Source organism: Lentimicrobiaceae bacterium (assembly GCA_020636745.1).
Classification (GTDB): Bacteria; Bacteroidota; Bacteroidia; order Bacteroidales; family Lentimicrobiaceae; genus Lentimicrobium.
In genome coordinates, this window is the sequence record JACJXH010000003.1 from 223,241 (window position 1) to 245,919 (window position 22,679).

Annotated in this window: 17 protein-coding genes; 5 read left to right on the forward strand and 12 right to left on the reverse strand. The window is 38.6% G+C overall.

Features of this window, described 5'->3' with window-relative positions:
* Position 1: 1 nt before the first annotated feature.
* Positions 2–181, forward strand: coding sequence for an ArsR family transcriptional regulator (locus tag H6541_06395; GenBank protein MCB9015410.1), 180 nt, complete (start codon positions 2–4; stop codon positions 179–181).
* Between the two features lie 24 nt (positions 182–205).
* Here the strand turns inward: H6541_06395 and H6541_06400 are convergent, their stop codons facing one another.
* Positions 206–3,058 (reverse strand): cache domain-containing protein, encoded by a 2,853-nt coding sequence (locus H6541_06400; protein ID MCB9015411.1) that lies wholly within the window; start codon positions 3,056–3,058, stop codon positions 206–208.
* Between the two features lie 287 nt (positions 3,059–3,345).
* Positions 3,346–5,205: a sulfatase-like hydrolase/transferase gene (locus tag H6541_06405; protein MCB9015412.1), complete on the reverse strand. Its 1,860-nt coding sequence runs from the start codon at positions 5,203–5,205 to the stop codon at positions 3,346–3,348.
* A 162-nt stretch (positions 5,206–5,367) separates the two neighbouring features.
* Between H6541_06405 and H6541_06410 the strand changes: the two genes are divergently transcribed.
* Genes H6541_06410 through H6541_06425 form a run of 4 tightly spaced genes read left to right on the forward strand, consistent with a single transcriptional unit; the run spans position 5,368 to position 9,758 of the window.
* Entirely contained in the window at positions 5,368–6,975 is a 1,608-nt protein-coding gene (locus H6541_06410; protein ID MCB9015413.1) for a glycosyltransferase family 39 protein, read from the forward strand.
* Positions 6,976–7,920, forward strand: a complete 945-nt coding sequence (locus H6541_06415; GenBank protein ID MCB9015414.1) for a glycosyltransferase family 2 protein — start codon at positions 6,976–6,978, stop codon at positions 7,918–7,920. It begins immediately after the preceding gene.
* 1 nt (position 7,921) lies between these two features.
* A complete protein-coding gene (locus H6541_06420) occupies positions 7,922–8,809 on the forward strand; it encodes a flippase-like domain-containing protein (protein MCB9015415.1) in 888 nt (295 codons plus the stop codon).
* A gap of 1 nt (position 8,810) precedes the next feature.
* Complete coding sequence (locus H6541_06425; protein ID MCB9015416.1) at positions 8,811–9,758, forward strand: GDP-mannose 4,6-dehydratase; 948 nt, start codon at positions 8,811–8,813, stop codon at positions 9,756–9,758.
* A gap of 11 nt (positions 9,759–9,769) precedes the next feature.
* Here H6541_06425 and H6541_06430 read toward each other — a convergent pair whose 3' ends face one another.
* The 10 genes from H6541_06430 to H6541_06475 all read right to left on the reverse strand — a co-directional run bounded on the left by H6541_06430 (position 9,770) and on the right by H6541_06475 (position 22,660).
* Entirely contained in the window at positions 9,770–10,849 is a 1,080-nt protein-coding gene (locus H6541_06430) for a methyltransferase (GenBank protein MCB9015417.1), read from the reverse strand.
* Positions 10,850–11,014: 165 nt separating this feature from the next.
* The gene (locus H6541_06435; protein MCB9015418.1) at positions 11,015–12,229 is read right to left on the reverse strand and encodes a cation:proton antiporter; all 1,215 of its coding nucleotides are present in this window, start codon (positions 12,227–12,229) and stop codon (positions 11,015–11,017) included.
* Between the two features lie 233 nt (positions 12,230–12,462).
* The gene (locus H6541_06440; GenBank protein ID MCB9015419.1) at positions 12,463–13,896 is read right to left on the reverse strand and encodes a hypothetical protein; all 1,434 of its coding nucleotides are present in this window, start codon (positions 13,894–13,896) and stop codon (positions 12,463–12,465) included.
* A gap of 88 nt (positions 13,897–13,984) precedes the next feature.
* Positions 13,985–14,842 (reverse strand): alpha/beta hydrolase, encoded by an 858-nt coding sequence (locus H6541_06445; protein ID MCB9015420.1) that lies wholly within the window; start codon positions 14,840–14,842, stop codon positions 13,985–13,987.
* Between the two features lie 123 nt (positions 14,843–14,965).
* On the reverse strand, positions 14,966–16,579 hold the full coding sequence (locus tag H6541_06450; GenBank protein MCB9015421.1) for a hypothetical protein: 1,614 nt from the start codon (positions 16,577–16,579) through the stop codon (positions 14,966–14,968).
* Positions 16,580–16,695: 116 nt separating this feature from the next.
* The gene (locus H6541_06455) at positions 16,696–17,526 is read right to left on the reverse strand and encodes a hypothetical protein (GenBank protein ID MCB9015422.1); all 831 of its coding nucleotides are present in this window, start codon (positions 17,524–17,526) and stop codon (positions 16,696–16,698) included.
* 164 nt (positions 17,527–17,690) lie between these two features.
* A complete protein-coding gene (locus H6541_06460) occupies positions 17,691–18,737 on the reverse strand; it encodes a 3-oxoacyl-ACP synthase (protein MCB9015423.1) in 1,047 nt (348 codons plus the stop codon).
* 12 nt (positions 18,738–18,749) lie between these two features.
* Positions 18,750–19,757, reverse strand: a complete 1,008-nt coding sequence (locus tag H6541_06465; GenBank protein MCB9015424.1) for a ketoacyl-ACP synthase III — start codon at positions 19,755–19,757, stop codon at positions 18,750–18,752.
* Between the two features lie 15 nt (positions 19,758–19,772).
* Positions 19,773–21,086: an acetyl-CoA hydrolase/transferase family protein gene (locus H6541_06470; GenBank protein ID MCB9015425.1), complete on the reverse strand. Its 1,314-nt coding sequence runs from the start codon at positions 21,084–21,086 to the stop codon at positions 19,773–19,775.
* Between the two features lie 14 nt (positions 21,087–21,100).
* Positions 21,101–22,660 (reverse strand): sodium:solute symporter, encoded by a 1,560-nt coding sequence (locus H6541_06475; protein ID MCB9015426.1) that lies wholly within the window; start codon positions 22,658–22,660, stop codon positions 21,101–21,103.
* Positions 22,661–22,679 lie beyond the last annotated feature (19 nt).

Genomic DNA, 22,679 nt, shown 5'->3' on the forward strand with positions numbered 1-22,679 from the left:
TATGGACATAGCAGAACAAATTCTAAAAGCACTTACCGATGCCGGCAAACCTATGAAAGCAGGTGAAATTGCTGAATCAACCGGCATTGATAAGAAAGAGGTGGACAATGCTATCAAAAAACTAAAAAAAGAAGATAAGTTGAGTTCGCCTAAAGTATGTTACTACGAACCAAAGAAATAAAAAGCGGGGCAATAGCCCCGCTTTTTATTTCTGATGCTTTGTTTCAAGGTATCTTGATAAGATATTCATCAAAATATTAAATTTAGCTGGTTTGGCAATATAATCATCACAGCCTGCCTGGAAACATAACTTTTCCTCATTTGCAGTCAACCTGTTAGAATGTGCAATAACCGGCATTTTCGGCGATAATTTCTTGATTTCACGTGCAATTTCATACCCATTCATTTTGGGAATATTGACATCAAGAATTACCAAATCAACCTGTCCATTCTCTTTGCAGATATTAAGTCCTGTGACACCATCTTTGGCTCTTAATAAGTTTATACCCGTTCTGGAGAGCGCTGTATAAATATAATTAAAGTGTGAATCAATGTCCTCAATGATCAACATGGTTTTTGAGCTCCAGTCAAAAAGTAACGGAAAATCAGCGTGATTTTTCTGCTTCGGTGATAAATAATTCGGCTCAACAGGTTTATATGGAACAGTAAAATAAAATATTGAACCTTCGCCTAAAACTGATTCAACCCAGATTGAACCACCCAGAAGTTCAATTATATTCTGGGAAATAGCAAGCCCGAGACCGGTACCACCGCGGTGTCTGATGCCCGAATCAATGACCTGCCTGAATCTGGTGAATATAACTTTTTGGTCAGCTTCAGAAATACCAATCCCAGTATCCTTAACATAAAACAATAAATTGCCTCCATCAAGTTTGTAACCATATCTGATGGCTCCTTTTACTGTAAATTTAATTGCATTGCCCAAAAGATTGGAATACACCTGTCGTAATCTGAACGGATCGGTATACACCAATTCTGAAATATCGTGTTGTTCAACTTCAGCAATCAACTTGACATCGGTTTTAAGCTTACGATTAAGTTGATCGGAAAATGACACAAAGAGTTCATTAACCAACTCCTTCAGGTTGCAAGGCTCAATTGAAATGTTTAATTGCCCGGCTTCAATTTTTGAAATATCAATAATGTCATCAATTAGGTTTAATAATGCTTCCCCTGAATTGTTGATATGTTGAATGTATTCCGTTTTTTCTTCAGCCGATAAACTATCTTCAGAAAGAAGTGATGAAAATCCGATAATAGAATTCATTGGAGTGCGGATTTCATGACTCATATTTGCCAGAAATGCGGTTTTTAGCCTGTCAGATTCTTCCGCTTTTTCCTTGGCTGCTTTAAATTGCATTTGAATTTCTTCCTTTTCGGTAATATCGCGGCTAATAGCCATAATGCCCAAAACCTGACCTTTATTATCAGTATAAATTACTTTTACAGTATCAAGCAGTCGCCTCGAACCATCTGAAAAAACGTTCCATTCTTCATTTCTAATGGGGATATGATCTTCTAAAATCTTTAAATCTGATTTCAAATAACGTTCTGCAGAATCTTTTTGAAAAAAGTCAAAATCTGTTTTACCAATAATATCAGTCTCTTTCATTCCGATATAACTGGCAAAGGCTTTATTGCACCCAACATATTTACTGTTAGTGTCTTTAAAGAAAATAAAATCAGGAATTGAATCTATGAGAGAACGTAACAATGCCTGTTCTTTTTCAAGTGCAATTCTTGCTGCATCCCGTTCAAGAATCGTACTGTTGACAGATTCTGACAATTCGCGAAATTCCTTAAATGAAACCATCTCTTTTTCAATCAGTATTGATTCAAGACTGGCTTTTCGAAAGTTTGCGGTAAACCGGCTGAACTCAAGCAATAATCTTCCTGACACTAACCGGGCAAATATGTAAAATAAGAGCAGGAACAACACCAATAAAACCACCAGCCGGATAGCCCATGAGAATATTTTAGCTTTTAGGTCATTCTGTTTTAAAAGGATATCATTTTCAATGTCATTCTTATAATAGCCAGCTCCTACAATCCAGTTCCACTCCTTAAAGTATTTAACATAAGAGACTTTAGGCTCAAAATCATTGGAAGCCAGTTTTATAAATTTGTATTCATAAAAACCGTCATTTTCATCAAGGGCTATTCTGCGGCAATTCTGAAATATATCTATCCAGTTTTTATCACCGCTTTGCAATATATCCACAGGCTTTGCAGGACGATCTCCGTTAGATAACAATGCCTTACCATCAAGCGTATTGATAAAAATGTAACCAGCATTTCCATATCTTAAATGAGAGAGCCATTCAAGCAAATCCTCTTTTAAGTCGTCCTCAAAATCTTTCAGGTAGTCTTTTGAGCCAAAATACCAGTTTAGAGGAGCAAATTTTCTGACATAAGTAAATTTATATACAACAGAATCCTGTATGTTTTCATTAATAGGGGCTCTGTATGTCAAAAATCCCCTGTCCACCTGTTTTAAAAATTCAATTTCATTTCTTACCAGATAATTACCTAAACTATCCCTGAAATTGATACTGTTGCGGTTTTCAAATTTGTGGCTTCTCGGCAGCAACACAGAATACCCATCGCACGTATAAATAAAGATATCAGCCCTGCCCTGGTTAAATCTGATAGGGCGGAGTGCATCTTTCACCATCTTAGCTATTTCGCTGTTCGATTTGATAGATTTATTCTCGGTATAGATATTATTTGCTATTTCATATGCTTCATCAACCCTTTGTTTGATGCTTCGCTTAATATTTTCCTGTGAAAGTGATCTGTTATACTCAATGTACTTAATCGCTCTTTCAACCTCACTTTTAATCAGGAGTTTTTGTGTTTCATTAAAAGAGCTTCTCAAATTATCAGATTCAGCCTTAAATTGTTTCATCTCGGAATATGCCAGATAAAAGCTGACGGACAATACAACCAGCGATGCTATGGCCATAAAGCTCACCGAAAGCACCGTAATAAGGCTTTGATTTCTGATGTAATTAATAATTCTGCTATATAATTTCAAAATATGTCGAATGTCTGAGAAATTAATAACTCCAGTAGATGAACCTGATAAAATTCTTAAGAGAGCTGTTAATGAATCAAATGCAGTTACATAAATAAAGATGATTTCAGAACACCACAAATGATAATTTGCCAACCTAATTCATTGTTTTCAAATGATTAAATCAAACAAGTAAAAAATTCAAAAAAGCAGTTCTCACCAAGTCATTCTGATTCATTAGCAAATCTAATGAATAATGGCGAATATCAGCAAAAGTAACTATAGAAAAACATAAAAAATCAGGGAATTTATAAGTCCATGTACTCCTGAAAAACAGCCTGCAGATAAGATTTTCCTTCTCTTATAATTGAATCTTGAAATGCAGGCGGAATTGAATTTTCGTTATAGTGTTTTACCCGGGCATCCCATACAAAATGTCCGGCCGGGCGCACCCAACCCAATCCTTCTTCAAATGAATAATAGGCAAATTCAGGTGAATACGGGTTAAAAAGGTTGCGGCTCCAGTGAAATTCATCAGCGCTTATATTAAGTTGATGCAATAAAGTGGATGCGAGGTCTGGTTGATTTGACAGCCTTTTGATTTTCATCCCCTTAAATTCATCTTTAATCACATCACCAAAAAGCAAGAGAGGTATCCGGTGATATAAAGGTGTGGTAAATGGCCAGTTGCGGTAAGAGTTATGGCTATGGTCAGCGACAAAAATAAAGAGTGTGTTTTTAAACCAGGGTTGCTTTCGGGCATTCGAAATAAACTGCCCCAACGAACGATCGGTATAGTAAGCGGAATTAATGTATTTTCTTTCATTATCGCCCCAATGCAGCACTTCTTCCATAGGTTGATCATACGGAGAATGCGAACTCAGTGTAAAAAGTGCTGAGAAAAAAGGTTCCTTTTCTTTGTTTAAATCATTGAGCTGTCGCGCCAGGACAAATTCATCATGAACCCCCAACTTTCCTTTTTTCACATCATTTCCAAAGTCTGCACCTTCCGTTATTCTTTTAAATCCATTGTGCAGGATAAATCCTTTGATATTTCCATAAATGAGTTGTCCGCCAAAATAAAACGAAGTAGCATAACCTTCATTGATTAGCTTGTTTGTCAGGGTGGGCAATTTGGCAAATTTATCGGGCTGAACTGTAATAGAAGAAATTGGATGAGCAGGGAAACCACCAAAAATGCTCGACATTGCTTGTTCACTTCTGGGGCCTGTAGCATAAAGATTGGTAAATAAAATACCTTCGTTTTCAAGTTTATGAAATTCGGGTGTGATGCCAGGTTCACCTCCCAGGGATTCAATCAAATCGGCCGACCAGCTTTCCATTATAATCAACACAATATTGGGACGCTCAGTATTCAATACCCTGATGGTAGTATCGACCGGGGTTTTAAAAATTTCATTGATTGTTTCTTTAACTTCGCCATCGGGATAAGATGCAAATGGATTTTTGCCGAAGTTTTTATAGTTTTCGATGATGTTGATAAACAGATTAAACCCTGAGTTGACCGATGCCAGATTGAGAATATTATGGTGCGAATAATACGATTCACTTTGGTTGATGGGAATTTGCTGAACACCTCCGCGAGCACCAATAAACAGGACTATGGGTGTGATAACTGCAAAAACAGCCGAGAAGAGATAATTTCTCTTTACCTGAACAATATCTTTATAGAACCACTTTTTGAAAATCAAAAGACTGATCATAAAAAAAACAGCAAAAGCTCCCAATAAAGAGAAAAAACTGGCAGTGGAAATAGTGTCATAGATTTCAGCCGGATGGCTCAGATATGTAAATGCTTTAAATGGAAGTTTCGTTTTCCATTCAGGATATATGCCCAGTTCTACAACAGTTAATAAACTAAAAAGAAAGAGACCAATATAGGTATAAACCTTCAATACTTTATTGAGCCAGGCTGGACTATAAACAGATTGAACTAAAAACAATACAAAAGGTATCATCATAAAATAACAAGCTGTTGCAAAATCGAGATGAAGTGCATACAGGTACGATGCCATTATCTCGGAAAATGCAATACCTTCAACTTTCAGCAGATTCACATTGGCAACCAGAAACAGGGTTCTGGCAATTGCAAAATATAACATCCAGAAAATAAACATTTTCAGAAAAGCCAACAGTATTTTTTTCATAGTTTAAGAGTTCAAAGTCAGACAACCTGAATTAGAGTGTGCAAAATTACAATACTTTATCAAGCATTTTAATAATGAATTAATTTACGCGTTATTGCACCGGCCGGTGAATCATACCAAATATCATTACTTTTGCAATTACTTTGTACAAACAGTTCATTCATGCAATGGTTAATTAAATCCCTTACAAATCATCCATATTACATTTGGATATTGGTTTTGCTTTTATTGATTCCTGCCCTTTTTATCAATATCGGATTAATGCCTTTACTTTCTGATGAACCCACCAGAGCCATAGTAACGCTTGAAATGATGGTGAAGGGCAACTACATTACACCTACAATTAACGGTGAATTTTACTACAATAAACCTCCTTTATTTAACTGGATACTTGCCGGTTTTGCCTATTTAACAGGAAATTTGAATGAGGTGATTTTCAGACTTCCCACTGTGATTTCATTATTGTTGTTTGCTTTAGCCATATTTCTGATTGGGAAAAAAGAAATTGGAAAAACCAATGCAGCCATTGCCGGATTGATGTTTGTTACCTCTTCAAGGATACTTTTTTGGGATTCATTTCAAGGGTTGATAGATATAACTTACTCTTTGGTAACTTTCTGTTCTTTTGCAGCCTTGTATGTATTCTCGGAAAAGCGCAAATTTCTGCTCTTGTTTGCTGTTTCTTATTTGCTAACAGCCATCGGGTATCTGATGAAAGGACTTCCATCTCTTGCTTTTCAAGCCATAAGTGTGGTAGTGTGGTTGGGGTTTATTAAAGAAATCAGAAAGCTTTTTAGCTGGCAACACCTTGTGGGTATTGGGGTTTTTTTACTTGTAACTGGCTTGTATTATTATGCTTATCTGCAAACAAATTCATTGCAGGATGTTTTCTCTACCCTCTTTGATCAATCCAACAGAATTAAAGATAAGGAGGGAACAATATTAAGTTGGACCATTCACTTGTTCAAATTTCCTTTGGATTTAGGCTATGAGTTTGCACCATGGACTGTCTTGCTGCTTTTATTGTTCAATAAGGAAGTCAGAGGAAAGACCATGTCAGCGAAATTTTTGCAATTTTGCCTGCTCATTTTTGCATCTAACATCATCATTTACTGGATTTCGGCTGATATGAGGCCACGCTATCTTTTTATGCTGGTGCCATTGCTCTTTCTAATTGCGGCAAAGGCCTATCATGAGTCGCAAAAGGTGGAGGCCAGACTTTTCAGAATGATAGATTTGACTTTGCAAATATTTGCCTTTATTGGCTCTTTTTCAATTCTTTATTATTTATTTTGGAGCGAAACAAATCAAATGAGTGGCGTTTGGATTTATATCCCCCTCTTATTCATAGTTTCTGTTTTGTCCGCATATTTTTCATTAAAAATGAAAGATTACAGGTTGTTATTCATCTTAATTGTATTGCTTTGTGTAAGAATAAGTTTCAATCTTTTTAATCTGCCAGCCAGGTATAACTCATACCCTGACGCCACTTATCGCCAGGATGAGATCATGGCAGGGCGTCTTACCGGTGATTATGATTTATTTATTTTGGGTGATACGCCGGTAAACCATGATGCCTCATTTTACATAACACGTGAGCGCAAACAGATATTGACCCGAACATCTGAAATTAAGCAGAAACCGGCTTTTTATTTAACCGATAAAAAAAATCTGGCTAATTTTGCAGATCGTTTGGTTAACTACAAAATCTATAAGAAATTTACCATCAAACTGATGGAGACCGAACTTTACCTTATAAAATCTGAATAAATGAGCGAACCAAAATTATCCATTATCATTTGTGTATTCAATGAAGAGCAAAATATAAAACCGCTCAACAAATGGATTAATGAGTCGATACAAGATATTGATTATGAAATAGTTTATGTTGACGATGGTTCAACAGACCGCACAAGGCAGGAAATTATTTCGCTGAATGATCCCAGGGTTGTTTTGGTCGAATTTCGGAAAAATTACGGGCAAAGCTCTGCGCTTTATGCAGGCATTGAGCATGCACGTGGTGAATACCTGGTTACCATGGATGGCGATTTACAAAATGACCCGTCTGATATCCCCATGATGTTGAAAATGGCAGAAGATGAAGACTGGGATTTAGTTGCCGGAATCAGAAAAAACAGACAGGATGGCGTTTTTCTGAGGAAAATACCAAGCAAAATAGCCAATTCAATTATCCGAAACAGTACGGGAGTGCACATTAAAGATTATGGTTGTACGTTAAAGGTATTTAAAAGCGATTTAGCGAAAAATATAGGGCTTTATGGTGAATTACACCGTTTTATCCCTGTATTGGCCAGTCTTGAAGGTGCCAGGATTACGCAGGTGGATGTTAAACATCATGCACGTGAATTTGGCAAATCGAAATACGGGATTAACCGCACTTTTAAAGTTGTGAGCGACCTTTTACTGATGCTATTCTTTAAGAAATACATGCAAAAGCCCATGCATCTTTTTGGTGGTCTCGGGTTGGTATTTTTTATCATTGGCACTTTTATCAATACCTATTTTCTGTTTGAGAAAATTATGGGGCACGATATATGGGGTAAACCTATGCTACTTTTAGGAATACTTCTGCTTATTGCCGGCATTCAGCTTATTACAGTGGGTATTATGGCTGAGCTTTTAATGAGAACTTACTACGAATCGCAGAAAAAACGGCCATACAAAGTCCGGAAAGTTCATACTTTTAATTCATAGCATGCCGGGGTATCTCAAAGCCTTTCTTAAAATTGCATTATCTGTTGCAGCGCTCTATTATGTTTACACCAAAATAGACTTGCAGGAGGTTTTAAGCATTTTCAGCAGTGTACATTATGGCTGGTTGCTTGCGGCTACTGTTATGTTTGTTGTATCCAAAGTATTTTCTTCCTTTCGGTTGAATGTGTTTTTTGCCAATATAAATTCTGCCCTTACCGGTTTGAGTAATTTAAAGCTTTACCTGTTGGGCATGTATTACAATTTGTTTCTGCCCGGCGGAATTGGAGGTGATGGCTATAAAATTTACCTGCTTAACAAACTGTTCAAGGTAAAGGCGAAAAAGCTTTTCTGGGCAGTTTTGCTTGACAGGGTAAATGGCGTGCTTGCCCTTTTTGTTCTTGCAATGGTGATGGTTCCATTTATACCGATTCCAATGCTGTACAAATATTTAGCTATAAGCGCTATCCCCGTTTCAATCGCCGTTTATTATATTGTCATCAAATACTTTTTTAAGGATTTTTATTCAGGAGTAAATAAAACCAACCTGCAGTCTTTAGCAGTTCAGGTTTTTCAGATAGTGGCAGCCTGGTTTATTCTCTATGCCAATAACAATCAGGATAATACAATTTCCTACCTTTTCCTGTTTCTGATTTCATCCATTGTGGCTACCCTCCCTATTACCATCGGGGGAATTGGTTCGCGTGAAATTACTTTTCTTTTTGGTGCAGAAATCATGCATCTCGATATCCATCAGTCAATTGCGCTTAGTTTATTGTTTTATCTGATAACTGCTTTTGTTTCACTGATTGGAATTTATTATAGTCTGAATGAAAAAGCACTGAATTTGCAACTTTCAGACAATTCATTTAAAAATATGGAAAATACCTGATATGAAAAAGGTTATCATTACGGGAGCTGCCGGATTTATTGGTTCCAATCTTTCGGCCAGACTCCTTAAAGAAGGATATTTTGTAATTGGAATTGACAATTTTGACAACTTTTATAATCCTGAAATTAAACGAGCAGCGGTTAAGAAACTTAAGTTATCTGAATCTTTTAGAATTTACGAAGGAGATATACGCGACAAATCATTTATCAACCATATTTTTGAGACGGAGAAACCTGAGTTGATTATCCATTTGGCGGCCCGTGCCGGAGTGAGACCTTCTATTCAGGAACCTGGTCTTTACTATGATGTGAACGTAAATGGCACATTGGTTTTACTTGAAGCAATGAAGAGTGCCGGCATAAAAGATATGCTGTTTGCTTCCTCCTCCTCAGTTTATGGCAATAATAAAAAAGTTCCTTTCAGCGAACTGGATTCGGTTGATAATCCAATTTCTCCATATGCTGCTACAAAAAAGGCAGGCGAATTGCTTTGTTATACTTATCACCATTTGTATAACTTCAACATCTTTTGTATGCGCTTTTTTACAGTTTACGGACCCGGGCAGCGCCCCGAAATGGCCATTCAGCAATTTGGCCGCAAAATTTTAAATGGTGAGCCTGTCACACTTTTTGGAGATGGAACTACCCGCCGTGATTACACCTTTATTGATGATATAACTAGCGGTTTATCAGCTGCAGTGAAAAGGCTGAAAGGTTATGAGATTTTTAATCTTGGGAACAGTGATACCATTTCACTTCTTGATTTAGTGCATGGAATTGAAGAAACGCTGGGCAAAAAAGCCATCATCAACTGGCAGCCCATGCAGCCGGGCGATGTTGAAATAACTTATGCAGATGTTGATAAAGCCCGAAAAATGCTCGACTATAAACCCGATTACCCTGTCAAAAAAGGCCTTCTTAAAATGTTTAAAGATCAAAAAATGTGTTGATTATTCTTTATTCACGACCTGATTTTTTCCAGCTCCCACAGTTCAACCAATTCATCACTGCGCCACGACGGGTTTCGCTTGGTTTTTTGAGAAGCAGCCCTGACTTTTTTACGAGTACACATCTTTTTTCTGAATCTTCCTTCGTTGGCCAGCTCAAATTCAATGGGATGTAGTTCCTGAGTGCCGGTTATCTGGCCAATATTAGAAAACAATAATACCACTTTACCTCCCGGAACAAGATGTTGAAATGATTCAGAAAAAAAACGGGGGAAAAGATCTTCATCGTAATAAATAGCGTGATCGAGCCCTTCTGAATTACAGGAAGCTGGTATCCAGGGTGGGTTAAAAACAATCAGTTCTGAGGCTTCAGTTACTTCTGCAAAAAGATTTCCATGGATTAATTCAACCTTATCGGACAGTTGTTGCTGTTTTATAAGTTTGCGAAGCCCGATAATGGCATTGGCATTGATATCTGTTCCCCATATTTTACTCACACCATGCCGAAGCATTTGTAATGAAAGGATGCCGCTACCTATTCCAATATCATAGGCCGACTTTTTTTCTCCTTTGTATTGGGTTAGCCAGTTTTCAAAAAGTTCAAGATGTTCAAACCGTGTAGGAAAATATGTCCCATACCAGGGATGAATCTTCTCTTTCAGAACAGGAATATAAATTCCTTTTTTATACCACTGCCATGAACTATTAAGTCCCTGTACCTGTGGGAATGGCAATAAAAATTCGCTTAATCCGGGGTAAAAAATTTTCAACCAACCAATTTCGGGTGCTTTCCTCACACTCAGCTTATGATTTGCAATCTTTAACAATAACCTGTGAGATAACTCGCGATAAACCGAACGTGCACTGCGTTGTTCACTAAATGACTGTGCAGAATACTTTTGATTGACATACCTTTTTAAGGCATTCAACACTTCAAGTCCACTGCTGTAGTAATCATCAATTAAAACAAAAAATCCTTCAGCCAAAGCTTCAACTGCGCTCTGAGGAATAACCCCGCGATGATAAATATACGCTTCACTATTGATATCGATAGGAAACGGACATTCAGGCTGAATGATATTCTCACGGCTCATATTGTAATCTGATAAATCCTGCATGGCAAAAGTATAAACCTCTTTAGCGAAATGAATTCAGACAATTCTGTTGTCAGGTAAAGAAAAACAAAGCCCTGAAATCAGCACAAATATGAGGAAATAATTCGTAAAAGCCTGATTTATTCCATGCCTGAGGCAATTGCGTTAAGCATCAAGCTGTTTGTTCCTGAAAGAGCTTAACCTTTTTCGTACAGGTTTTTCATGGTCTATCAGCATTAGTCCGAACATCATAATAAGGGCGCAAATAACAATTACCTGAATAACCAGCGACTTGTTCACAATTATTATTCTGTTCACTGGCTCAATTGACAGAAAAAGTAATATAGTAATCAGACCCCGGGGAGCTACAAACAATAATGGAATTAAGGGTTGTTTCAAAATTTCCAGATGTATGGCCCTTAAAATAAAGACGATAAGGGAAATTCCACTCGACCAGAGCAGCGTCTCTGTATTCAGAATTTCAGAAGTTTCAAGAATAAAGCCGAACAAAAGAAAAAATAAAGCCCTGACCAGGAAGGCAGCCTCAGTTGTAATTTCTTTAAATTTTCTGCCCTCAATTTCCAGCTCCTCAGGCTGAATGCGGGCAATAAGTTTAAATCGTTTTAATTTATTCAGGTTGCCTATAAACAAGCCGAATGACATGATAAATACCAGGGCAGGCAAGTGATAAATTTCGGAAATTGCATAAATCAGAATTACCAATAATATGATTGGAACAAATTTGATATGATGCTCAATGCGGTGCAGCAAAATTGCAAGAGCTATTGTTGCAACAAATGAGATGAGGATTATAACCAGCAGCTGAAGTCCGAAGTTTACAAATGAAGCCAAGCCAAAGCTAACATTTAATGCAATAAAATTGAAGAAAATAACACCAGCTATATCAGAAAAACTGCTTTCGTAAATAATAAACTCTTTGAGCGATTTTGCCAAGTTACGCACACTTGGAATGGCCACGGCACTGCTTATTACACTAAAAGGAATGGCATTTATCAAACTATTTCTGAATGAATAATTTCCAATGTGATAAAACAAGTATGTCAGAATGAGTGTCAATGCAAACATGGGAAGCAAGGCGCCTAATAACGATTGCTTGATAAGTAAAACTTTTGACTTATCCAGCTCGAGCTCAAGCGAGGCTTCAAGCACAATCAGAATCAATCCGATTGTGCCAAAAACGGGCAAAATGGTGGTAAGGTCAGGAATTTTAATTTCAAAAAACACAGACATCTGGCGCAGAACCCATCCCAGAATCAGCAATAAAATTACGCTTGGAATCCTTGTTTTTGAAGCAGATAAATCAAACAGATATGCAATAAGCAAAAGCAGACAGAAAGTAATGATGATGGTTGTTGTCATTTTTTAACCCGTAAATGAACTTAAAATTCCGGACTGCTTTACTTGCCATTCTCATTGGTAAAAATACCTGCCTGAATGTAAGTTTTAATGTTGCGAAGTTAATTTAACTTCTTGTTTTCAACAAGGTTTATACAACAGTTTCATAAATGCACAACAGTATCAAACCCGATTAGTTTCAAACGTTACATTTCACAATTACAATTATAGCATTCAAAACGTAAATACCAGGTATGTTAATGCTCGTGAAGCGGAAACAGGCTGGCTTTAATTTCTTCAATTTCAAGAGGAATTGAATCGGAAAAACTGAGTAGTAATTCATTTATTCTACCTGCTTTATATTTATTTTGAAGCAAAATCCGGGCAGAAGAAATGATGGTTTCCTGCATTTTTTCTTTGGTTTGTTTGCCTTCCATATACAATGCCACTTCGTTATACCATAAAATCACAGGCATATACACTGTTTTGTCGACAATTTTATTTTCCAGTGCCAGTAAATTATAATGTTTGGCAACAGCAACCAACCGGCTGTATTTTTCGGCGCTTAGCAGTGCCTGCAGATAGGCTGTAAAGAACAGATGCCAGCGTGTTTCAAAAATTTCTTTTTTATAGGCATCAAGAAAAGTAGAGGCATAACTGACAGCATTCTTTGCCATTTTATTGTACACCAATGTTCTGGTATAAAAGCTTACAAACCCGATTTTGTTATAAAAACTGTTGGTTTTTTTTAAGTCGGGAATGGATGTATTCATCAATTTTAAAGCAACACTATACTTTCTGCTGCGCAGAAGCACACCACACAAATTGGCCAGATAAAACAAATAATCGCTGTTTTTTTGCCTGATAGACAAATACCCGAATTGCTCGGCAAGCTCAAGCTCATTCAACTTGCTGTGCATCATGGCTCTGTTTGAATAATAATTAGCCAAAAGCCTTTTCGAGTAAAAGAGAGATGTTTTAAAAAGCTCATCCAACTCGTTGTAAACGACTCGGAGGTTCTCAAACTCACGATAGTTGTAGTAAAGGAAAGTAAGTCTGACAGCGGCTCTGTATCGGGTATATCCGTCGAGATCTGAATTATTAAAAGTGGATTGCAGAAATTCGCTGAAATGTATTGGCTCGGCTTCAAGTGAAGCATGGTGCCTTATAATTTCTTCGGCAGCCTGATTCAGTTGGTTATTAATTTCAATGCTCTTGCGATAGGCTGTTTCATATTTCTGCAGAAACGCATTGGTTGGCTTATAAAACTGATTTCGTACTCTTATAAGCAAATAGTCTCTGAAATATTGAACCAGTTCGTAAAATCTCAGGAAGAAGTAGTGGGTTGGATTTATCGACTTGATGTAATTCAGAATTTCCTTTTCTTCTTCGGGCGTTATTGCATCTGTTAATACTTGTTTTTCGGTATAGGCAAGCCACTCGTAGAATTTATCAACATCAATTTTATCAAGCGATTGAACAATCCATGTTTTTAAATAAGAGTATGAACGTTTATCCAAAGAAGCATCATACTCCTTGCGTTTGGATGGGTTGTGGCAATTATGATGAAGAGTGTCAAGTATTTGCCTGTTCTGGCTCTTGTTGAATTTTTGAATACTTAAAAGGTAATCAGCTTCATGTGGGTAAAGATGATTGGCAAAATGGCTGAACGTAACAAGTTTCAACTTCATGTGTCAGATTTTGGCTTTAAATTACAACAAAAAATAATGGAGGCTCAAAGGTGAGCCCCCATTATGAATAATAAATCAACCAACAGAATTATTGAATAAATTTTTTGGTTTCTTCATTAAAAACATCAGATTTTTCGAACATCATAAAGTGTCCGCATTTAGGAACCATAACCAGCTTGCTCCCTTTAATAAGATTAGCACCGGTTTCAGCAATTTTAACCGTAAAACCCGGGTTCAGATACCGGTTTGGAATCAGCATATCGTTTTCGCCAAAGAAAATTAGCGTTGGTACGCTAATGGCTGAAATTTTATCCAATACAGGTTCATCCACCATTCCATGAACGGAACGGGCCACTGCAAGGCAATATGCATCAAAATCAGTGGCATCGCGCATAGCAATTCTGTCCTCTATCATAAACCTTGCATCAGCCGGCATTCTGAAAAAGTTGCTTGCCAGATTGGTTTCAATGGCTTCGAGACTTGTCAATCGCACCAGATTGGGGGTCATTACATCTTTAAACCAGTTGCGTTGACCGGCATGAAAAGCTTCAAAACCGGCGGGATCGACAAGAATCAGCCTTTTTACCAGCTCGGGTTTCTCAAGTGCCAAAACCATTGAGATTTGCCCGCCCATTGAATGTCCGGCTAGATTCACCGGGCCAATATTAAGTTGCTGAATAAACTCGGCAATGACTCCTGCATAAAAAGTCATGAGACCGCTATGAGGAGCTTTTGATGACTTTCCATATCCCGGCAGGTCAATGGCAATTACCCTGTAATTTTTACTGAGCTCATTTATATTTTTTTTCCAGGCAGGAAGGTAGCTTCCCAGACCATGTATCATTAATATAGTTTCAGAGCCTTTTCCTTCATCAATATAGGCCAGATTAATTCCATTGCTTAATTCGGCATACTTTACCGGATAATCGTACTTTAAATCCTTCATTGAACTGATTTTTGTTATGTTCTGATAAGGATTACAAGCAGTTAACAGCAAGAAAATAAACGGGATGAATGATTTAAGTTTCATTTTTGTATATGTTTTCATCGTGAAGTTTTACTTGAATAATCAGAACATCAACCATTTGTAAACTATAAAAAAAGTATACGGATTGACAGGTCGGGTTATTGAATTTCCGTTTATTGAAGAGCCATGAGAATCATCCTGGCTATCGAAGAAATCGCCCAGCCACAGATATGCTCCATGCATCTCAATACTCATAAATGGCCCAAGAGAATAAGAAACAGAACCATTTAATTCAGTGCCCAGGCTCCAACCGCCACCCTGGGGTTTGGCCTGACTCACTGCAAATGCAGAGCCTGCTTTCGCATTCAGTTTATGAGGGATAAAATCATGCGCAACATTCATCGTCCCTCCAATTAAGCCATAACCCATGTTTGAAATATCAGCTACAACCGGTGTAAATCGGTTGACCACATTTGCATGAGGGAACAAAAGATAACCACCGGTGCCAATAAAAATGCTTGAAGGCATTCCCCAACTGTTGCCCGTAATAACACCTTTAAACTTTTTATCGTCAATTCCATTGGGATCGCCTGATGCATAGATAAAATCAGCGGACACATAATCATTTAACGTGCGGCCATAACGATAAGCAGCTCTTATATTTGCAGCAAAACCGGCAATATCTGCAGCTTTTTCATAGGAATTGCCAACCTTTGCCTGGGCTGTTCCAAGGTTAAAATTAACAAAACTGGTTAATTGAAACGGATCGAGCCAAAAATCAGGATTACGGCTGAGAGTCAGACCTAACCAGGCTATATCTGCTTTATAATCTCGTGGCATATTAAAAACAAAAGAGCCATTATAGGCCGCCAGCGTGCTGGTAAGGCCTTCACCAAAAACTGAAACGCCTCCCTGTCCTTTGCCTCTGTCGCGCACATAATATAAAGAAGCACCTGCATTCCACTTTAAACTTAGTTTTTGCTGATAAACCAACTCGGTTAAAGTAACATCATCAACGGCTTCAGTGTTATTCTCATAAAGCAGGTAATAACCGGCCTTAACTTTTTGAAAATCTCCGTCATACCTTGCTGAAATCCCAACTGCATCAGTACCCCAGTATGCAAGTCTGTACCCGGTTGTAGTCATCTTGTCAAACATTGTGCGATACGGGTTGTACGGTGTATCATAAAGTCTTTGCAAGCCAAGATTGATAGCGAAATTCTTTGCCGGAATTAACTCCAGCTCAACATTTTGTGTTTGAATGTTTACCTGGTCGGCATTGATAGCCCCTCCTTTATTTCCACTAATTCCATATGCCTGATCGCCCCAGGTCCAATCAATTTCAAACGAAGTTCTTAAAATTGCCTTTCCATTAAACAGCTTAGGCTGATAAATAAAAAACGGGATAATACGCTGCTCGAAATAGCTTGAAGTACTGGTGTCAGATGTTGAAGATGAATTTGGTCCAAAAAGACGGCCTACCAGCTGTCCATTAAACAAACTGGCTTTAGGGTACATGTTGGAATTTACGCCCTGTGTGATAAAAAATGCCAGAAACTGAAACTCCTTGTTTGCTTTAGCATTATAGGGCATGTCGTTGCTGAACAAATTGAATTTGTTGGCATCCGACACCGGCTTTTCACCCGTTATCTGAGCCGGCAATTGCTGCACGAGAGCCAATAGAACAACCAAAAAAACTTTCGTAATTTTATTCATGTAGCAAGTATTAAGATGTTAAAAAAAAGGCAAAGCCGGGTCAATTCATTAACTTCGGCTTTGCCTTAATTTAATTTTTTGTATTTAAATTTCCACTTTAAAGCAAAGCAGATAACTTATTGAACGCGAACAAATTTCTGAATATTTAATTCGCCAAGTGTTCCGCCATTTGAGCTTCCAAAGCCCAAAGCAGGAGTTGGAGGTACATTTTGGGTGCCAGAAGTTTGAACAACCTCATACCAGAGTACTTCAGGGCCGGTTTTAATTTCAAAAATACCAGAAGCGGTTGCAGTGTAAGGCAACTCCTGGCTGCAGGTGATAGTCCAGATATTACCAAACGTTGATTTTACAATTTCATAGGTTCCGGTAAATACCAAATCAGGTGTAGTAGTTGCATTGCCAATGTTGAACTGGTTCACAACGTAAGTAAAATCAGCCTTAAATTCAGCTTCTACCTTAAGTACATTGAAATAGGTTACGAGCAGCGGAGCAACATTGCTACCTTCCGAAACCCAGCTTCCCATGATTCCCAAATCCTGAGCAGCTGCATTACTTTCTATCATTTCAGCGGCTTCCATTGCTTTTCCTTCGTTATCATAAATAGAAGTAGCAGAAGCTGGTTTTACGGTAAACTTTTCAGTTCCCTGTAAAATAGAGGTAATGGTCAGATTAATGGTGGCAGTAGCACTACCGGCGGTGTGAGAAACAGTATAAGTAAAGTCAACTGATGCAGGAGCTGTTACAGTTAACGATGATGCATCAAGTGCTCCGGTCATGTCAGCTTTGGCGTAAACAACTTCTGAAAAAGTCACATTTATTGTTTTGTTGTCAGATGAAAGTTCGGCTGATTTAATTTTGGGTGCCTGATTCTCATCTTTACTGCATGAAGAAAATCCTAAAACTGCAGCAAATGCAATGGATAAGAATAAAATTGCTTTGTTTTTCATGTTGATTGATTTTTAAGGTTGTTTATTAGTGGGTTAAAGGTATTCTTTTGAATTGTAAGTTACGAATTTTTGAAACATTTTATAGGGTTGACTTAAAAGGCAAATTGATTTAATGCATCATTTATAGTTCAGATATACAGAACTATACAATGTTTACAAAACTATCAGACCTTACATCTCCCCCATTGAATTACATTGGCACCCCAGGCATAGCCAATACCCGCAGCTATCATGGAAATCACACTACCTTCCTTTAGTTTACCCATTTGTTGTGCAAGATGAAGGGAAAGAATCTGATCTATTTGCCCCAGGTGGCCGTAATTTTCAAGATAAATCGTTTGTTCTGGTTTAATCCCCAGTTGCTCTACTAACCCAAAATACAAGGAACGTTTGAAATGTAAAGCAGCAAGATAATCCAGGTCAGCTATTTTTAAACCTGATTTAGCGAAGGCTTGATGTATACAGGTCATCCAGTTTTGCATGGAAACCTCATTTAATCTAGCTTTCATATGTTGCTCATCAAAAACCCGCAAAGAGCAATAAGCTTCCGAAATATTTTCGCAGGTAATCGGCTTCTCAGTGCCTCCAAATTCAACACCGGCATCACGGGCCATAGAACCATCAGTCACAATGTGAGTCCCTAATAAGGCATTTTTGCCCAAATTTTTCTGCAGCAAAATAGCTCCTGCACCTGCAGCGAGGTTAAACATAAAAGAGACAGAGCTATCGGTGTAGTCAATAAAATCGCCATTACGATATCCTCCTGCAATAAGCACAGTGTTGATATCATCATCGGCAAACATCATGTCTTTGGCAATTTTCAGAGCAGCAACTGAAGTGCAGCAACGTTGCTGTAGATCAATAGCCCATGCATTTACTGCACCAATGCGTTCCTGAATATAGATACCGGTGGTTGTCAGCGGAAACTCTTTCCATTCTTCACCAATGGAGAGGATAAGGTCAATTTTTTCAGGATGAATGCCTGTATTTTTAAGACAATCCATTGCAGCTTTAACGCCCATTTCCTGGGTTCCATCACCTATACCAGGTACAGGTTTTTCATAAATGCCCAGTTTTTGCACGATGGCTTCCTCAGTCCATTGTCCGTTGGTTTTGGCAGATATTTCGGCAGCTGACATGCGCAATGAAGGAATATATACACCAGTGCCAGCTATTCCAACGTGAAATCCCTGTTCTTTTGTGTTTGTCATAATCAGGATTAATTAATAAATAAACAGGTTACTACCAACTGCCAAGCCAGCCCCGGAAGCCATAAACAACACGCGATCGCCCCGTTTGATCCTGCCTTCTTTAACGGCATGATGAAAAGCCATTGGTACACAGCCTGAGCCGGTGTAGCCATATTTATCCATCACAGTGGTTGTTTTTGACATGGATACGCCCAACACGTTCATTACATCGTTGATTACCGAATGGTTAATTTGGGTAAAGATGAAATGATCAATTTCAGAAACTGATAATTTGTATTTGTCGAGTAGTTTTCTCACCACCATTGGCCAAAGTCTCACATTTCTATCGCCAGGCATGGGCTGCAGACTAAGGAGCCCTTGCTGGTTATTATCGAGAACATCCCGTGTAACGGGCATTTTAGTTCCTCCCGCATAAACACCTATAAAGTCAAATTGGGTTCCGTCAGTTAAAAGCTGACTGCCGATATAGCCCTGTTTTTCATTATCGGTTCTTGCTAAAACCACTGCACCTGCTCCATCGGCAAATAAAGAATAGCCAAAAGCATCGTCAGGTCTCAGATAGGCTGGCATATTGTAAACCCCGGTAACCACTGCGTAATTGATAGCGGGGTCAGTAGCCATTATCCTTACAGCATTATCAAGCGCAATGGTAAAGCTTGCACACGAAGCTGAAATATCGAAAGCTGAGGCCCAAGTTTCTTGTTTTTGTATTCGACCTTGTACCAGAATAGCGGTAGCCGGAGAGATGTACTCAGGGGTATCAGTACCCACAATAAAAAGCCCGATGTCATCGCCTGATAAACCAGCATCTGAGATGGCGTTTTGAGCAGCCTTTGTAGCAAAATCAGCCGTTGTTTCTGCTATTCCACGCAAATGAGCCATATGTCGGCTAAAAACACCAAGCTTTTCTTCGAGTTTATCTGATTTAAACTCAAGTCCGGTTATTTGCTTTAATTCTGCGTTTGAAATTTTTTCACCCGGGACATATAATCCAGTCCCTAATATTTTAACAGCAAGCATTTGTTTTTTTTTAAGTTAAATAAACCCGAGTTTTTCAGCCTGTGCAGTAAGGCTTTCTCTGAAATCAGGATGAGCAATAGAAATCAGCAATTTTGTGCGTTCCCTAACTGTACGTCCTGTTAGTCTTACACTCCCCCACTCTGTTACAACATAATCAGTATGACTTCTATGCAGGGTTACAGCGCTTCCTTCGGGCAATACAGGAACAATGGTAGAAATGGTACCGCCTCGTGCGGTTGAACGACAGGCAATAATGGATTTTCCCAGCCCATCAGTACCTTCAATAGCGCCCACAGCAGTATCGGTTTGTCCGCCGGTGCCCGAATATTGTTCTATGCCAATAGATTCGCTGGAAACCTGCCCTGTGAAGTCAACCATAATACACGTATTGATTGAAACCATGCGGCTGTTTTGTTTCATAGCACACGGGTCATTTACATATTTCCCCCTCAGAAACTCAACACTGGGGTTATTATCAAGCCATTTATAAAGTTTTTCACTTCCCATAGCAAATGTGCAGATAAACTTATCTTTATGAACAGCCTTTTTCTTGTTGGTAATAACACCGGCTTCATATAACTCCATCATGCTATCAACCATCATTTCAGTGTGGACGCCCAGGTCTTTTTTTGTGTTTAGCGATAAGGCCGCAGCGTTGGGTATTTCTCCAATCCCCAGCTGAATTGTGGAACCATCTTCAACTAAATCAGCAATGTGCCTGCCAATGCTTAAGGCAACATTATCGGGCTGTGGAGCGGGCAAAGTTGGAGGTGTTTGCGAGAACTCAACAAAGTAGCTAATTTCACTGACATGAATATGGGTATCACCGAGCGTGCGGGGAAGTTGATCATTGACCTCAAGTACAGTTATTTCAGCGGCCTCAATAATATCCTTTTCATAGGTAATTCCCAATGACAGTGACACGTAGCCCCGCTCATCGGGAGGTGTACAGGTGCCGAAAAACATATGAGGTTTGCGCACTTTCAGCCGATCAGTTGCTGACCGGTGAAGCATATTGGGCACATAGGTAACTGTGCCTGTTTTAGCTTTGAGCGCCTGCCGTGAACCCGGGGCATGAAACCAACTGCAAAGTTCAAAATGCCCTTTCATTTCAGGTTTCATATAAAAATCATACGGTTTCAATGTAAGCACCGAAAATACCTTTACATCAGTCACACCACGCTCCCTGGCCAGATGAAATTTTGACATACAGCCTTGTGGCTCTGATGCACACTGAGCTACAATAATATCTGTGTCACTTTTGATAAAACTTATTGCTTGTTCAATGCTGATAAGCTTTTCCTTGTATATTTTCTCGTTCGTTTTCATCAGGTTTACAGAATTTAGTTTTTAGCAGAAGCTGTAGTTTTGCTTTTCGTTAATAAATACACCAAAAGGCCTGCTATAACAGACAAAGTTATAGCGCTGGCTGCTGCTATAGCTGGATTTTGGACTTTACCGGAAAAATACCTGTCGAAGAAGCCAAAGCTCATGCTTTGGGTGTTAACCATCCAGGGGAAGACATAGTACACCATAAAATAAACCACCAATGCAGTAATTGAGCCGGTTAATGCCGTGTTTCTGGAAGTATCTTTTAAAAATATCCCAAAAGCAATCGGTACAAAGGCAATGGAGAAGAAAGAATAAACACCGTTCTGTGCAAAAATAGCAACACTCAGATTGGGATGTAAAATCTGGGATCGGGCAGCTGCAAATGATGCAACAGCCATTCCCACTATCACCAATCGATTTATCAAAATAAACTTTTGATCATTATCAATATGTTTTCCAAATAATGGTTTAATAATATCTGAAGTTATAGTGGTACTTAAACTTTGAATAAGACCTTCAATGGTCGACAGTCCGGCACTCAGTAATCCCAGTATTACAATAAGACCAATTACGATGGCTATCCAGCCTTGTGAGAAAACCTGAACAACATAAGCCGGTATAATGCCGTCAACATTCAGAGATTTGCCATTTGCAGTTAATTCAGGAAAAGTTAAACGCGCATACAGCCCTGTAACGATTACCGAATAAAACAGGACTTGAATAATAACAGCCGCAACCAGGTATCTGTTTACATCACTTTCTTTTTTGAGCAACAGTGATTTTGTAATGATGTGAGGCTGACAAACAACAGCAGCTCCCACAATCATCTGGGCTAAAATAATTTCGAAGAAATCGCGAAACAAGGGGCTGCTTTCATTGGTTGAACTGACAAGCACCGGATTGATAGCAGCAAGTTTATCGAAGAATGAAAACAGTCCGTCTTTCAGATAGGGATAGCCTGATGATATAAGCACAACCGCAACAATTACCATGACCATTGCCTGGATAGTATTGGTGTAAACCATGGAATTGGCACCTCCAAACATCATATATCCAAATACAAAGATGACAACTCCCAGTAAAACGTATATCTCATTAACGTTTAGTGATTTGCTTAATACTTTAGTAATTGCGACAAGAATCAGAACAATAAAAGTAAGTAGCAAAACAGAGAGAAAGCCAATAAACAGGGCGTATCCCTTACTGTTGTATCTGGAGCCAATCCAGTTAGCCAGGGTAAGTGCCTTAACCGTACTGCCATATCTGCGAAAGCTTTTGGTAAGCAATACCAGTGATACCAGTGATGCCAAAGGAAAAAACACCCCAAATGATAATACTCCGCTGATACCATATGCGGCAATTAACCCGGGATTAATAACAAATGTAGCAGCACTTGTCATAGCTGCAGCAAGTGAAAGCCCTACAAACCAGGGCGAAAAATTAAAATTTCCAACAGCGTAGTCACTGATATTTTTGGTGCGCAGCGCTCCACGAATTACAAAAAACAGGATAGCTATCGCATAAAGTGCGATTAAAATCCATCCTCCGGTTACTTGTTGTGCTGATGCCATAGGGTTGGTTTAGGATGCT